Raw genomic sequence first — 14,183 nt, 5'->3', positions numbered from 1 at the left:
GTAAAGCGCGCGTGAAGATGTGACTCGTGTGCAAGGGCCCGGCGGTTTTGCAACCGCCGGGCCCTTGCATTACCGGTTCACGAAATCCGGCTCGAAAAACACCCAGCGCACAAGAGGAAAGCGCGCCTGCAGGTCGGCTTCGATCTCGTTGATCGCCTCGACCATGGTGCGGCTGTGGTCGTACTCGAGCATTTCGCACTGCACCGCCACCATCACCTCCTTGCCCCATTGCAGGGTAATGAGGCTGATGATGCTTTGAATTTCGGGCCGCGCGCGCAGGAACGATTCGATATCGCGCCGCATTTCCGGGCCGGCCGATTCGCCGACGATCATCGACTTCACTTCACGCGCGATGAACCACGCAATCAGCATGAGCAAAATGCCCACGCCGATCGAGCCGCACGCATCCCATACCGGATTGCCCGTGATGACCGTGAGCAGCACGGCGGCGAACGCAATGGCGAGACCCGCCAGCGCCGCGATGTCTTCACCCGCCACGACGAGCAGGTCGGAATCGCGCGTTTCGCGCGCCCAGCGCCACAGCGATTTCGTGGGCGCGCCCTTGCGAATTTCACGCATCGCGCCATAAAGCGAAAACGCTTCGAGCACCACGGAAATGCCGAGCACGACGAGCGCCACATAGACGAATCGCAACGGCTCGCGCGCGATCAGCCGATGCACGCCCTCGTAGACCGAGAACGCGCCGCCCACGAAAAACAGCAGCAGCGCCACGAGCAGCGAATAGAAGTTGATCGCGCGGCCCGTGCCCATGGGATGCAGCGGCGTGGGCGGCTCGCGCGACTGGCGCAGGCCGATCAGCAAAAGCAGTTGATTGCCGCAGTCGGCCGTGGAGTGAATCGCCTCCGCGAACATCGATCCCGAGCCCGTGAACGCCGCGGCAGCGTACTTGCAGACCGCTATGCCGAAGTTCGCAGCGAGCGCGTAGAAGATGGCTTTAGGCGATTCTCCGCTCATACGGTCCTCATGCGACGTCCACGCGCGCCGGGCCTTCGCTCAGTTCGCCGATCACACGAGCGTCGCCAAAGCCTTCCGTGCGGAAGATCGCCAGCACGTCGTCCACGTTTTCCGGCGCGCAGGCCACGAGCAGGCCGCCCGAGGTTTGCGGGTCGGTGAGCAGCGTGCGCGCGCTTTCGGGCAGGCTGGGCGCGAGCGTGACGGCGTCGCCGTACGAGGCCCAGTTGCGGCCCGACGCGCCCGTGTACACGCCGTCGTCGACGAACTTCTGCACGCCCGGCAGCCACGGCAGGTCGGCGTAGTGCACGCGCGCGGTGAGATTCGCGCCGCGCGCGATCTCGAGCGTGTGGCCGAGCAGGCCGAAGCCCGTCACGTCGGTCATGGCGTGCACGCCCGGTAGTTCCGCCAGCGTTGCGCCCGGCTTGTTGAGCAGGGTCGCGGCGGCGACCATCGCCTTGTAGCCCGCGTCGCCGAGAATTTCCTTCTTGAGCGCGGCGGAAAGTACGCCCACGCCGAGCGGCTTGCCGAGCACGAGGACGTCGCCAGCTTTTGCCGATGCGTTGCGCTTCACGCGCGAGGGATGCACGACGCCGAGCGCCGCGAGGCCGTAAATGGGCTCCACGGAGTCGATCGAATGGCCGCCCGCCACGGGAATGCCCGCCGCCGCGCACACATCCTCGCCTCCGCGCAGCACCTGCGCGATCACATCGTGCGGCAGCACGTTGATCGGCATACCCACGAGTGCCAGCGCGAGGATCGGCTTGCCGCCCATGGCGTAGACATCCGAAAGCGCATTGGTCGCGGCGATGCGGCCGAAGTCGTACGGATCGTCGACGATCGGCATGAAAAAGTCCGTCGTCGCGACGATGGCCTGCTCGTCGTTGAGCTTGTAGACGGCGGCGTCGTCGGCGGTCTCGGTGCCGACCAGCAGGTTCGGAAACGCGGTGGTGAGCGGCGTGCTGCGGGCGAGCAGCGCGGAAAGCACGCCCGGCGCGATCTTGCAGCCGCAGCCGCCGCCGTGCGAAAGGCTCGTGAGGCGCGGCACGGCGGCGCCAATGGCGGGTTTGTCGTTCATGTCTGGAAATCGTCCTGAAAGTGCCGGATGAGTTTTCGTATTATGGGGCAATCGCCGGACTGGCGATGCGGGCGGCGCACGCGCCGCGGCACCGCTCAGCCGCGCCCGGCGGCCTGGCCCGCCGCGTTCCCGGCGACGTCGCCCGCGTGGAGCGTATCGACGAGCCATTGCGGATCGTCGTGCGGCAGATCGTGCCCCGCCCAGGGATGCGGCACGTGCGGCGCGCCCCAGGCCCGCGCGAGCCGCGCGGAGCAAACGGGGTTCACGAGCCGGTCGCCGCGCGACGACACCACCAGCACCGCGCAGCGCGGCACGGCGCGCGCCTTGAAGCGTGCGGCGGCGGCCAGCTGGCGCAGCGCGTTCGCGCGGCTCACTTGGGCGCTTGCGCGGATCGCGCGCCACGTTTCGAGGTCGGCAGCGAGCGTGTCGCGGCGCGCACAGGTGAGCCCGTAGATCAGCGTCTCGGCAATGCCGCCGGTGTCGCCGCCATCCCAATGCTGCGCCACGCGCACGAGTGCGGCCCACGCCGACGGCCGCAAGCGCTCGTCTACGCGGCTGAACGGCCGCATGCTCGTGTTCACGAGCACGAGCCGCCCAATTTCGTCGGGGTAGCGCAGCGCCCACGCCGTCGCCACCATGCCGCCCAGCGACATCGCCAGCACGCGGTATGGCGGGCGCGCCCCGTACCGCTGCGCCTGGGCGCGCAGCGTGTCCACGTAGTCGTCCACCGCGAGCGGCGAGCGTTCGTGCACCGCCGTGCCGTTGCCCGGCAGGTCGATGGGCAGCACGCCGTCGCGAGCCGCAAGCAGCGTGGCGAACGCGCCCCAGTGGCGCGATTCGCGCGTGAGGCCGCGCAGCAGGATCCACGGTTCGCTCATGTGCCCGGCTTGCGATACCAGTGCCCGATCGCGCTTTTCAGCACCTCATCGCGGATCACACCCTCGGGCAGCCAGCGCTGCGAGGAATACGCGGCGCGCGTGAGAAACTCGAACAGATTCGCGTGGCGCCGCAACACACGCGCGGTGCGATGCTGCAAGAGCGGATTGAACATGCCCTGGCGCGAAAAGATCTGACGCGGGTTCTTCTTGATCCACAACCACGAGCCCAATTCAAGCGTGAGCGGCAGGAAGATGTTGCTGTCGGGCGCGCGATCGTATGCGCAATCCCACAAGTCGCCGTGCAGCAAATACTGGTGACTCTGCGGCTCGAAGGTGTAGCCGTGATGCGGATGCGCGCGCTCGAACATCGTCTTGAGTACGTACATTTCGGGCAGATGGCGGATGAGACGGCGCGTACGTGCGTACGGAAACCAGATGCTGTCGGTCCAGCCGTAACCGGAATGGCAGTCGAGCGCGAAGGAAAGCGGGCGCCGCGTGAGTTCTTCGTCGACGATCTTCAGGAGCGCCTGCGCCTCGATCTCCATGGCCGCGCCGCGCCGCCCCCGATACCACGGCAGCCACGAGCCGACGCGCTGGCCGCCCGCGAGAAAGGGCACGCGCTCGTCGGCGTCCTGCGGCGCGTTGCGCATGAGGTCGACGCCGTTCGGATTTGCACGCGTGGCGAGCCACATGCCGCCGGGATTGAGAATCGGCGCGAAGACGATGCGCACGGACTCGAGTTGGCGCAGGAGCAGTTCGTCCCAGGCAAGACGCCCCACGAGCGCGCGCATGTAGTCGAGCACGAGCTGCGAGCCAATGCGCTCGAGCCCATGGATGCCCCCGAAAAAACCAATGCCGGGCGCGGCCGGGTCGCGCGAGCCGATGGCCGCCACGTAGAGAGGAAACGTGCGGCCGCGCACCTCGACTTCGCCCTCGCTGCGAATGTCGAGCCAGCGTGCGCCGGCATCGAGGATCATCTTGAGATCCTCGTATTCCTCGAAGCTGTCGGGTAGGAAGCTCAGTGCCTGCATATGGCGCCGGGTTTCGTCGCTTGTTTGGATGGGGCCGCCTAGGTGGGGCCGCCCAGGTAGGGCCGCCCAGGTCGCGCCGCCGCGTGCGGCCGCTTTGTCTACAACTGGCCTTCCGAGTGCCGCCCCTGTCGACAATGAGTCAGCAATAAGTCAGTAAAACCAGGGACAGCACGTACGTTGCCCATCAATATAGCCGCTTCCCGCGGTATTGAGCGTGACAGATGTTTGGCGTCATGTCCCTGTCACATCCCTCGCGATTTTTTCGCGGCTAGAAGGCCGCAAGACATGTAGTCGTCTAGACGTCGCGACACCTTCACTCAACCGTCACAGTCCCTTCCTAGAATGAGCCCTCGACTACACAGCGACGGATTGTTATGGACGCCATACGCATCGAACGCCTCTCGAAAAGCTTCGACAGCGGCCGCAAGGCACTCGACGAAATCAACCTGCGCGTAGGCGTTGGCGAAATGGTCGCGCTGATCGGCGCATCGGGCTCGGGCAAATCGACCCTGCTCCGCCATATTGCGGGCTTCACGGCTTCCGACCCGCAGCCTTCGCGCATCGAGATTCTTGGTCGTCCTATTCAGCAGGACGGCCGCATCGTGCGCGAAGTGCGCCGCATTCGCCGCGATATCGGCTTCGTGTTTCAGCAGTTCAATCTCGTGCATCGCCTCACGGTCGAAACGAATGTGCTGATCGGCGCGCTGTCGCGGCTGCCGTTGTGGCGACGCCTCACGGGCCGCTTTCCGCGCGCCGAACGCGAGCTGATGCTGGCCGCGCTCGGCGAGGTCGGCATCGCACACAAGGCCGCCGAGCGCGCTTCGAACCTCTCGGGCGGCCAGCAGCAGCGCGCGGCGCTCGCCCGCGCACTCGTGCAGCGCGCGCGCCTGATTCTCGCCGACGAACCCATCGCCTCGCTCGACCCCGCATCGTCGCGCCGCGTGATGGACATGATGCGCATGCTCAATCGCGATCACGGCTTGACGGTGGTCGTCTCGCTGCATCAGGTGGATATCGCCATGGAGTACTGCCCGCGCACCATCGCGCTGCGCGACGGGCGCGTGGTGTACGACGGCGCATCGTCGGCGCTCACGCCCGCGCTGCTGCAACAGCTTTATGGCAACGCCGCGCGCGAGTTGCTCGAACCCGATGCTGCGCCGTCCGCGGCAACGTGCTTCGGCGCGCAGCCTCGCGCGGCCTGATCACGCAACTCAACCTTTTTCCAACCCGCAACGTTTTTACTCACCACGGACCGCCCCAATGAACCTGTTCCGCTCCATGCTCTCCTGGTGCGCCGCCGGCGCCGTCGCGTGTGCCTCGCTCGGCAGCGCGGCCGCTCACGCGGAAGATCTCAGCTTCGGCATCATCTCGACCGACTCGTCGGCGGTGCTCAAGCAACGCTGGCAACCGTTCATCGACGACCTGAACAAGCAGACCGGCCTGCACGTGAATGCGTTCTTTGCTACGGACTACTCGGGCATCATCGAAGCCATGCGCTTCAACAAGGTGCAGATCGGCTACTTCGGCAACGCTTCGGCCATGGAAGCCGTGGACCGCTCGAATGGCGAGATCTTCGCGAAGGTGCTCTACGCGAACGGCGATGCCGGCTACAAGTCGGTGCTCATCACCAACGTGAACAGCCGTGTGAAGTCGATCGACGATGTGTTCAAGAATACCAAGGATCTGACGCTCGGCTGGGGCGACCCCAATTCGACTTCGGGCACGCTGATTCCGGGCTATTACCTCTTCGCGAAGCACGGCGTTTCGGTGAACGCGACGAACTTCAAGACCGTGCTGCCTTCGAGCCACGAAGCGAACCTGCTCGCCGTGGTGAACAACAAGGTGGACATCGCCACCAACAACACCATCGAGCTTTCCACGCTGCAACAGAAGCACCCGGACCGCTTTGCCCAGGTGCGCGTGCTGTGGACCTCGCCGCTCATTCCGTCCGATCCGCTCGTGTATCGCAAGGATCTGCCTGAGGCCACCAAGCAGAAGCTGCGCGACTTCTTCTACCACTACGCCAAGACCGATCCGCGCGAGCAGAAGATCATGGCCGATATCACCGGCTACGCAGGCTTCGCGCCCGCCACCGACGCGCAGCTCCTGCCGATCCGCCAGGTCGCGCTGTTCCAGCAGAAAGAGAAGATCGCCGCCGACACGCATCTCTCCGACGACGACCGCAAGAGCCAGATCGCGGCCATCGACGCGAAGATCGGCGCGCTCGCCGCACCTGCGAAGCAGTAATGGGCGCGATGGATTTCGACAGCTCACGCGCCGTGCCGCAGGCAGAAGTCGCAAGGCCCGCTGCCGGGCCGGCGGCGACGCCGAACGTCGCCGCCGCGCCGCAAGCGGCCGCCCTGGCGGCGCGCGGCCTCACAGGCAAGCGCAGCTGGTCCTCGCTCGCGCTTTGGGCCATCGTGTTCGTGCTCCTCGGCGTGGCGTGGCGCGGCGCCGACATGCGCCCGCTCGACCTCTTCTCCGACTCAGCGAATATGAGCACGTTCGCGCGCGGCTTCTTCCCGCCGGACTTTACGGAATGGCGCACGTATGCCCAGGAGATGTGGGTCACGATCGCGGTGGCGCTGTGGGGCACGGCACTCGCCATCGTCTGCGCAGTGCCGTTCGGGCTCATGTCGGCGCACAATCTCGCGCCCGCGTGGGTGCTGCATCCCGTGCGCCGTTTGATGGACGCGTGCCGCGCCATCAACGAGATGGTGTTCGCGATGCTCTTCATCGTAGCCGTGGGCCTCGGGCCGTTCGCCGGTGTGCTCGCCTTGTGGGTGCACACGACAGGCGTGCTCGCGAAGCTCTTCGCGGAAGCGGTGGAAGCCATCGACCCACGCCCCGTGGAAGGCGTGCGCGCGACGGGCGCCTCGCCGCTCGACGAGATCATCTACGGCGTGCTGCCCCAGGTCATGCCGCTGTGGATCTCGTATGCGCTCTACCGCTTCGAGTCGAATGTGCGCTCGGCGATGGTGGTGGGCATGGTGGGCGCGGGCGGCATCGGCGTCGTGCTGTATGAGGAAATCCGCTCGTTCGATTATCAGCAGACCAGCGCCGTGCTCATCATGGTGATCGTCGTGGTCACGGCCATCGATCTGATCTCCGCAAGACTGCGTGCGCGCGTGACCTGACGCGCTCCCTCGAAAGCCGCGCGAGCCGAATAGAAACACAACGACGGCTCGTGCGGCTTTTCCCTATTTCTGGCGGCCATACGCCTACGCTGGAATAATCACACGATTGCGGCCGCAACGACCCGCGCTTCGCCGTGCTGATCGGCTGGCTCTTCATGAACGAGAAGCTCACGGCGCGCCGCATGGTGGCTCGCGCTCGTGACTTGCGGGGCGGTGCTGATCCGGCTGTGATTGGCCTGCGCCGCAGCGACCGCTTCGCTCATACGAACGCGGGCAACGTCGTATCGATCGCCTCGGCGAGCGTGTCGAACGCCGGTGCAATCTCCTCGTCGGGCACGCAGGCGTAGCCGATCAGCAAGCCCGGATTCGCACGCTCGCGCGACGAGTAATACCCCGAAAGCGGCCGCACCACGATATTGCGCGCGAGCGCGGCTTCGGCCACGGCGCGGTCGTCGCTGCCTTCGGGCAACTGCATCACGACGTGCAGGCCCGCGTCGCCGCCCATCGCGGGCAACGCGTCGCCGTAGCGGCGCGCAACGGCGTCCAGCAGCACCTGGCGGCGCTGGCCGTAAAGCGCGCGCATCTTGCGGATATGCGAGGTGAAATGGCCTTCGGCGATGAACTCTGCGAGCACAGCCTGCTGCAGCAATTGCCCCTCGCGATACAGTTCGGCGCTCGCGGTCGCGAAGCTTTCCGCCAGCGCTTCCGGCGCAACGAGATAACCCACGCGCAGGCCCGGAAACAGCGTCTTGCCGAAGCTGCCCACGTAGATCACCTGCCCCGCCGTATCGAGCCCCTGCAACGACGCAAGCGGACGGCTGCCGTAACGGAACTCGCTGTCGTAGTCGTCCTCGATGATCCAGCACTGATGCTGGCGCGCGTACTCGAGCAACATGCGCCGGCGTGCGAGGCTCATCACCATGCCGAGCGGGTACTGGTGCGAAGGCGTGACGAGCATGAGCCGCGGCGGCGGCGCGGCGAAGTCGCCGGCCGACGGGTTGAGCCCTTCGCTGTCCACGGCGATCGGCCGCGTGTTGAGGCCCGAGACATGCAGCACGCTGCGTACGCCCCAGTAGCACGGGTCTTCGGTCCAGATGGTGTCGCCGGGATCGGAGAGCAGACGCACGGCCAGGTCGATGGACTGATGAATACCCGTCGTGATGATGATCTGCTCCGGCGAGCAGCGCACCGAGCGCGAAGTGCGCAGGTAGTCGGCCAGTACGTGGCGAAGCAGCGCGAGGCCGCCGCCGGGTGCGTAGGTCAGCAGGTCCGGGCGCAGACTGCGCCAGTACTTGTTGTGCAGACGCGTCCATACGCGCGCCGGGAAGCGGGAGACATCGGGCACGCCGGGCATGAACGCGCCGCCCTGGCGCTTCGAGACGCCCGCGCTGGTAATCAGGCGCGTGCCGCGTGCCGAGAGGGCGCGCGCCGTGGACCGTTGCGTCTGAGTGGCGGCTTCCATTCCGCTTGTCGACGCGGCTCCGGGCGCCGCCGCGGCGCTCTCGCTGTTAGTTGCGACTTTCCCCGCAGGTAGCGCGGCTCCTGAAGCGCCTCCATTTGTCCGCGTCTGCATAGAGCCAATTTCAGTCGCCCCCACGATTTCGTCGGGCGACGTGTCCGCCACGAAAGTGCCGCGCCCGGTCGCCGATGTGACATAGCCTTCGAGCACCAATTGTTCGTAGACCTGCGTCACGGTATTGCGTGCAATTCCCAGCTCGGCCGCCAGCAGCCGCGACGACGGCACCCGCGCCCCGGCCGGCAGTTCGCGCGAGAGGATCGCCTGCTGCAGCAGCTTGTGCAGCTGCCGGTACACCGGCTGGGCGCTTCCGCGGTCGAGCCGTTGCGCGAGCCAATCGGACAGAACACTCGCACGCATCGAAATTGGCTCCTAAAGATTGCACTGAATGGCTCTGAAATTTAGAGCCAAACGTGAGTATAGTCGCGACATGGACTGCTTGCCGGTCCGCCAACCAACTTCAGAACTGACACCGATTCCACAGGAGATGAACGTGAGCAAGAACGCCGATCTGCAAAGCCGCAAGAACGCCATTACCCCGCGCGGCGTGGGCGTGATGTGCGACTTCTACGCCGAGCGCGCCGAAAACGCCGAGCTGTGGGACGTGGAAGGCCGCCGCTTCATCGACTTTGCCGCCGGTATCGCCGTGTGCAACACGGGCCACCGCCATCCGAAGATCGTCGCCGCCATCAAGGCGCAGCTCGACCAGTTCACGCACACGGCTTACCAAATCGTGCCGTACGAGTCGTACGTCTCGCTGGCCGAAAAGGTCGCCCAGCGCGCGCCGGGCAGCTTCGCCAAGAAGGCCGCCTTCTTCACGACGGGCGCCGAAGCCGTCGAAAACGCCGTCAAGATCGCACGTGCCCATACGGGCCGTCCGGGCGTGATCGCCTTCGCGGGCGGCTTCCACGGCCGCACGATGATGGGCATGGCGCTCACGGGCAAGGTCGCCCCTTACAAGCTCGCGTTCGGCCCGTTCCCGGCCGACGTGTACCACGCCCCCTACCCGAACTCGGTCCACGGCATCAGCACGGCCGACTCGCTCAAGCACATCGAGATGCTGTTCAAGGCCGACATCGATCCGAAGCGCGTCGCCGCGATCATCTTCGAACCGGTGCAGGGCGAAGGGGGCTTCTATCAGGCGCCGGCCGATTTCGTGCGCGGGCTGCGCAAGATCTGCGACACGCACGGCATCCTGCTGATCGCCGACGAAGTGCAAACGGGCTTCGCGCGCACCGGCAAGCTGTTCGCGATGGAACACTACGACGTCACGCCGGACCTCATGACGATCGCCAAGAGCCTGGCAGGCGGCATGCCCCTCTCGGGCGTGGTGGGCCGCGCGGAAGTGATGGACGCGGCGGCGCCTGGCGGCCTCGGCGGCACGTACGCGGGCAACCCGCTGGCTGTGGCATCGGCGCACGCGGTGATCGAGATCATCGAAGAGGAAAAGCTCTGCGAGCGCGCGACGAAACTCGGCGACAAGCTCAAGGCCAGACTCAACGCGATGAAGGCCGACGTGCCGCAGATCGCCGACGTGCGCGGCCCCGGCGCGATGAACGCCGTTGAGTTCTGCAAGCCGGGCACGAGCGAAGCCGACGCCGACTTCACGAAGCGCGTGCAAACGGCAGCCCTGAATCGCGGTCTGCTGCTGCTCGTGTGCGGTGTGTATTCGAACGTCGTGCGTTTCCTGTTCCCGCTGACGATCCAGGACGCCGTGTTCGACGAAGCGCTCGCGATCCTCGAAGAGTCGGTCAAGGAAGCCGTGGGCGTGCCAGCGTAAGCCTCCACCACATGCTGGCCCGCGAGCAGCGGGCCATCCGCGAAACGGCACACCGGCGCTTGCCGCTGTGCCGTTCGTCGTTCTAAATGAATCGAAGTCAGTCCGGAGTGCAAGCATGAATCTGAAAGACGCATCGCTGCTGCAAACCAGCGCCTTTATCAACGGCGAATGGCAAGGCGCCGAAGACGGCGCCACGTTCGAAGTCAAGAACCCCGCTACCGGCACGGTGATCGGCACGGTGCCGCGCATGGGCGCCGCCGAAACGCGCCGCGCGATTTCCGCCGCGAACGCCGCATGGCCCGCATGGCGCGCGAAGACCGCGAAGGAGCGCAGTGTCATCCTGCGCAAGTGGCACGACCTGATGATGGAAAACGCCGACGACCTGGCGCTCATCCTCACCACGGAACAAGGCAAGCCGCTCGCCGAGGCGAAGGGCGAGATCGGCTATGCCGCGTCGTTCCTCGAATGGTTCGCGGAGGAAGGCAAGCGTATTTATGGCGACACGATCCCCACGCCCGCCAACGACAAGCGCATCGTCGTGACGAAGGAACCCGTAGGCGTGTGCGCCGCGATCACGCCGTGGAATTTCCCCGCCGCGATGATCACCCGCAAGGTCGGCCCCGCGCTCGCGGCAGGCTGCCCGATCGTGCTCAAGCCCGCCGAAGCCACGCCGTTCTCGGCACTCGCGCTGGCTGTGCTGGCCGAGCGTGCGGGCGTCCCGCGCGGCGTGTTCAGCGTCGTGACGGGCGACCCGAAGGCGATCGGCGGCGAGCTCACGAGCAACCCGACCGTGCGCAAGCTCTCCTTCACGGGCTCGACGCCGGTTGGCCGCCTGCTCATGAGCCAGTGCGCCTCGACGGTCAAGAAGGTCTCGCTGGAACTGGGCGGCAACGCGCCGTTCATCGTGTTCGAAGACGCCGATCTCGATGCGGCCGTCGCCGGCGCCATCGCCTCGAAGTATCGCAACAGCGGCCAGACCTGCGTATGCACGAACCGCTTCTACGTGCACGACGCCGTGTACGACGCGTTCGCGGCCAAACTGCGCGACGCGGTGGAAAAACTCAAGGTCGGCCTCGGCACGGAGGCCGGCGTGACGCAAGGCCCGCTCATCAACGAAGCGGCCGTGCTGAAGGTGGAATCGCATATCGAAGATGCGCTCGCGAAAGGCGCTCAGGTGACCACGGGCGGCAAGCGCCACGCACTCGGCCACGGCTTTTTCGAGCCGACCATCCTCACCGGCGTCACGCCCGCGATGAAGGTCGCGCGCGACGAAACCTTCGGGCCGCTCGCACCGCTGTTCCGCTTCTCGTCCGATGACGAAGTGATCAGGATGGCGAACGATACCGAATTCGGTCTCGCCGCTTACTTCTACAGCCGCGACATCGGCCGCGTGTGGCGCGTGGCCGAAGCGCTCGAATACGGCATGGTGGGCATCAACACTGGCCTGATCTCGAATGAAGTCGCGCCGTTTGGCGGCGTGAAGCAGTCAGGCCTCGGCCGCGAAGGCTCGCACTACGGCGTGGACGACTACGTGGTGATCAAGTACATGTGCATGGCGGGCATGTAACGACCAGCGAAAACGGGCGCCTTCCGAGGCGCCCGTTCGGATCGCAAAAGGAAGCCGGCGCCGCAATGCGCCGGCTTTTTTACATGCTTACTGCGTGGCGGCAACCGGCGTCACCTGCGTCGCATAAGCGGAAACGAACACGGCGTGAACCGTGTCGCCGACCTTCAGGGTCTTGAGGTCGATATCGGGGGTAGCTTGCAGCGTGACGGTCTGATAAGCGCCGCGCAGCGTCACTTCGCGCTTCTTCGCGTTGATGTGCTGCACCGTGGCCTGAACTTCGACCTGGCGCGCGGCGTCGTAGCCCGACGACGCGGGCAGATAGACATTCGTATCCACACGCTTGCGAATATCCTTGTCCTTTCCCGTTACTTTGTCGGCCGTCATGAGGAGCGCGTTCTTGTAGAGCGCGTCGACAGTGTCGCCCACGTGGAGCTGGTCGAAGTTGCTGACCTGCGGGCTAAGCGCGATATCGACGTCATTGCCGCGCGGCCCGCGCAACGTGACGACGCGCGCAGCGCGATCGATGCCGACGATCTTCGCGTGGATATGCACCGGCTCCGCGTTGGCAATCGCTTGCTGCGCCGCGCTGGCGAGCGCGCTTTGCCCCTGCGGCGCCGAAGCCGCCGCGTCGTTTTGCGCAAACGCCCCCTGCGAGAGGCCAACGCCCACCACCCATGCCGCCGCCAGAATCGCTGCCTTCGTCATTCACATTCTCCTCGTCAAACGGGTTTGAAATGATTGCCGTATTCGCATCGGCGTGTGGTGCCGAAGTGCGGCCGATTCTACGCGCGGCTTTTAGAACGCGGACGTTGCCTGCCCGGAAGCGGGTCAACTTACCGCAACCCAATACGGCTAATTGCCGAGGGGTTTGCTGAGGCTCAAATTCCCGTGCGATTACGGGGTGAAATGGATCGCGCAATTGTTGCGCAGCGCGAAATTTCTAACGAAAAAGCCGCGGATCAAATCGACCCGCGGCTTTCAATTCAGGGCGACGAAAAATCAGACGCGCTCGATAGCGATCGCAATCCCCTGCCCCACGCCGATACACATCGTGCAAAGCGCAAAGCGCCCTTGCGTGCGATGGAGCTGATACGTGGCGGTCGTCACGAGACGTGCGCCGCTCATCCCGAGCGGATGCCCAAGCGCGATCGCGCCGCCGTTCGGGTTGACGCGAGGATCATCATCGGCGACGCCGAGCATGCGCAGCACGGCGAGGCCTTGCGAAGCAAACGCTTCGTTCAACTCGATCACATCGAACTGGTCGATGGTCATGTTCAGACGCGCGAGGAGCTTCTGCGTAGCGGGCGCGGGACCGATACCCATCACGCGCGGCGCGACGCCAGCCGTTGCGATACCGAGCACGCGCGCACGCGGCACGAGCCCGAAACGCTTCGCGTTTTCCTCGTTGGCGAGGAGCAGCGCGCAAGCCCCGTCATTCACGCCCGAAGCATTGCCTGCCGTCACCGAGCCATCCGGGCGCACGACGCCCTTGAGCTTGGCCAGCGCTTCGAGGCTCGTTTCACGCGGATGCTCGTCGCGCGAGAAAACAATCGGATCACCCTTCTTCTGGGCAATCGTCACCGCGACGATCTCCTGCGCAAGCGTGCCATCCGCCTGTGCGCGAGCCGCCTTCTGCTGGCTGCGAACCGCGAACGCATCCTGATCGGCGCGGCTCACGTTGTAGTCGACCGCGACGTTTTCGCCCGTTTCCGGCATCGAATCCACACCGTACTGCTGCTTCATCAGCGGATTGACGAAGCGCCAGCCAATCGTCGTGTCGTAAATCGCGGCGTCGCGAGCGAAGGCACTCGTCGACTTGCCCATGACGAACGGCGCGCGGCTCATGCTTTCCACACCGCCCGCAATCATCAGCCCCGTTTCGCCCGACTTGAGCGCGCGCGCGGCAATGCCCACGGCGTCCATGCCGGAGCCGCACAGGCGGTTCACCGTCGAGCCCGGCACGGCCTGCGGCAAGCCCGCCAGCAGCGAGGACATGCGCGCGACGTTACGGTTGTCCTCGCCCGCCTGGTTCGCGCAGCCGTAGATGACGTCATCGATCGCCGTCCAGTCCACGTCCTTGTTGCGCTCCATCAGCGCCTTGAGCGGCACGGCGCCGAGGTCGTCGGCGCGAACCTGGGCAAGGGCGCCCGCGTAGCGGCCGATAGGTGTGCGAACCGCGTCGCAGATGAATGCTTCCGTCATGTGAGTCTCCTTTCGATCGCAC

General features: G+C 65.7%; 13 protein-coding genes. 5 read left to right on the top strand and 8 right to left on the bottom strand.

Annotation, left to right across the window (positions count from 1 at the left end; translation table 11 throughout):
* Nucleotides 1-69 precede the first annotated feature (69 nt).
* The 4 genes from BFD71_RS02550 to BFD71_RS02535 form a co-directional block, all read right to left on the bottom strand.
* A complete protein-coding gene (locus tag BFD71_RS02550) occupies nt 70-975 on the bottom strand; it encodes a cation diffusion facilitator family transporter (RefSeq protein ID WP_069261682.1) in 906 nt (301 codons plus the stop codon).
* Nucleotides 976-982: 7 nt separating this feature from the next.
* Nucleotides 983-2,050, bottom strand: coding sequence for a selenide, water dikinase SelD (selD, locus tag BFD71_RS02545; protein WP_069261681.1), 1,068 nt, complete (start codon nt 2,048-2,050; stop codon nt 983-985).
* Between the two features lie 95 nt (nt 2,051-2,145).
* Nucleotides 2,146-2,928: an alpha/beta fold hydrolase gene (locus tag BFD71_RS02540; protein ID WP_069261680.1), complete on the bottom strand. Its 783-nt coding sequence runs from the start codon at nt 2,926-2,928 to the stop codon at nt 2,146-2,148.
* The gene (locus BFD71_RS02535; RefSeq protein ID WP_069261679.1) at nt 2,925-3,959 is read right to left on the bottom strand and encodes a M14 family zinc carboxypeptidase; all 1,035 of its coding nucleotides are present in this window, start codon (nt 3,957-3,959) and stop codon (nt 2,925-2,927) included. Before BFD71_RS02535 ends, BFD71_RS02540 begins: the two co-directional genes overlap by 4 nt.
* 374 nt (nt 3,960-4,333) lie before the next feature.
* On the opposite strand from BFD71_RS02535, the gene phnC reads away from it, so the two are divergent.
* From phnC to phnE, 3 genes are read left to right on the top strand one after another with little or no spacing between them, the layout of a single operon-like run.
* The gene (gene phnC / locus BFD71_RS02530) at nt 4,334-5,161 is read left to right on the top strand and encodes a phosphonate ABC transporter ATP-binding protein (protein ID WP_069261678.1); all 828 of its coding nucleotides are present in this window, start codon (nt 4,334-4,336) and stop codon (nt 5,159-5,161) included.
* A gap of 58 nt (nt 5,162-5,219) precedes the next feature.
* On the top strand, nt 5,220-6,206 hold the full coding sequence (phnD, locus tag BFD71_RS02525) for a phosphonate ABC transporter substrate-binding protein (protein ID WP_069261677.1): 987 nt from the start codon (nt 5,220-5,222) through the stop codon (nt 6,204-6,206).
* A gap of 8 nt (nt 6,207-6,214) precedes the next feature.
* Complete coding sequence (phnE, locus tag BFD71_RS02520) at nt 6,215-7,096, top strand: phosphonate ABC transporter, permease protein PhnE (protein ID WP_083245023.1); 882 nt, start codon at nt 6,215-6,217, stop codon at nt 7,094-7,096.
* A 98-nt stretch (nt 7,097-7,194) separates the two neighbouring features.
* On the opposite strand, the gene BFD71_RS41255 is transcribed toward phnE, so the two are convergent.
* Nucleotides 7,195-7,359: a hypothetical protein gene (locus tag BFD71_RS41255; RefSeq protein ID WP_176732807.1), complete on the bottom strand. Its 165-nt coding sequence runs from the start codon at nt 7,357-7,359 to the stop codon at nt 7,195-7,197.
* Nucleotides 7,356-8,972, bottom strand: a complete 1,617-nt coding sequence (gene pdxR / locus BFD71_RS02515; protein ID WP_069261676.1) for a MocR-like pyridoxine biosynthesis transcription factor PdxR — start codon at nt 8,970-8,972, stop codon at nt 7,356-7,358. The genes BFD71_RS41255 and pdxR overlap by 4 nt, the downstream gene beginning before the upstream one ends.
* Nucleotides 8,973-9,099: 127 nt before the next feature.
* Between pdxR and gabT the strand changes: the two genes are divergently transcribed.
* Entirely contained in the window at nt 9,100-10,392 is a 1,293-nt protein-coding gene (gabT, locus tag BFD71_RS02510) for a 4-aminobutyrate--2-oxoglutarate transaminase (protein ID WP_069261675.1), read from the top strand.
* A gap of 115 nt (nt 10,393-10,507) precedes the next feature.
* Entirely contained in the window at nt 10,508-11,959 is a 1,452-nt protein-coding gene (gabD, locus tag BFD71_RS02505; protein WP_069261674.1) for an NADP-dependent succinate-semialdehyde dehydrogenase, read from the top strand.
* An 87-nt stretch (nt 11,960-12,046) separates the two neighbouring features.
* Here the strand turns inward: gabD and BFD71_RS02500 are convergent, their stop codons facing one another.
* Together BFD71_RS02500 and pcaF are read right to left on the bottom strand one after the other, a co-directional pair.
* On the bottom strand, nt 12,047-12,664 hold the full coding sequence (locus BFD71_RS02500) for a hypothetical protein (RefSeq protein ID WP_141710543.1): 618 nt from the start codon (nt 12,662-12,664) through the stop codon (nt 12,047-12,049).
* A 294-nt stretch (nt 12,665-12,958) separates the two neighbouring features.
* Nucleotides 12,959-14,161 (bottom strand): 3-oxoadipyl-CoA thiolase, encoded by a 1,203-nt coding sequence (gene pcaF, locus BFD71_RS02495; RefSeq protein WP_069261673.1) that lies wholly within the window; start codon nt 14,159-14,161, stop codon nt 12,959-12,961.
* Nucleotides 14,162-14,183: the final 22 nt, after the last annotated feature.

Origin of the sequence: Paraburkholderia nodosa, assembly GCF_001718195.1 — a bacterium.
Lineage (GTDB): Bacteria > Pseudomonadota > Gammaproteobacteria > Burkholderiales > Burkholderiaceae > Paraburkholderia > Paraburkholderia nodosa_A.
This window is presented reverse-complemented; position numbering and strand designations above follow the sequence as displayed.

Coding starts and splice junctions, on each gene's coding strand:
- BFD71_RS02550 (WP_069261682.1), bottom strand. CDS start 975: ATGAGCGGAGAATCGCCTAAAGCCATCTTCTACGCGCTCGCTGCGAAC.
- selD (WP_069261681.1), bottom strand. CDS start 2,050: ATGAACGACAAACCCGCCATTGGCGCCGCCGTGCCGCGCCTCACGAGC.
- BFD71_RS02540 (WP_069261680.1), bottom strand. CDS start 2,928: ATGAGCGAACCGTGGATCCTGCTGCGCGGCCTCACGCGCGAATCGCGC.
- BFD71_RS02535 (WP_069261679.1), bottom strand. CDS start 3,959: ATGCAGGCACTGAGCTTCCTACCCGACAGCTTCGAGGAATACGAGGAT.
- phnC (WP_069261678.1), top strand. CDS start 4,334: ATGGACGCCATACGCATCGAACGCCTCTCGAAAAGCTTCGACAGCGGC.
- phnD (WP_069261677.1), top strand. CDS start 5,220: ATGAACCTGTTCCGCTCCATGCTCTCCTGGTGCGCCGCCGGCGCCGTC.
- phnE (WP_083245023.1), top strand. CDS start 6,215: ATGGATTTCGACAGCTCACGCGCCGTGCCGCAGGCAGAAGTCGCAAGG.
- BFD71_RS41255 (WP_176732807.1), bottom strand. CDS start 7,359: ATGAGCGAAGCGGTCGCTGCGGCGCAGGCCAATCACAGCCGGATCAGC.
- pdxR (WP_069261676.1), bottom strand. CDS start 8,972: ATGCGTGCGAGTGTTCTGTCCGATTGGCTCGCGCAACGGCTCGACCGC.
- gabT (WP_069261675.1), top strand. CDS start 9,100: ATGAACGTGAGCAAGAACGCCGATCTGCAAAGCCGCAAGAACGCCATT.
- gabD (WP_069261674.1), top strand. CDS start 10,508: ATGAATCTGAAAGACGCATCGCTGCTGCAAACCAGCGCCTTTATCAAC.
- BFD71_RS02500 (WP_141710543.1), bottom strand. CDS start 12,664: ATGACGAAGGCAGCGATTCTGGCGGCGGCATGGGTGGTGGGCGTTGGC.
- pcaF (WP_069261673.1), bottom strand. CDS start 14,161: ATGACGGAAGCATTCATCTGCGACGCGGTTCGCACACCTATCGGCCGC.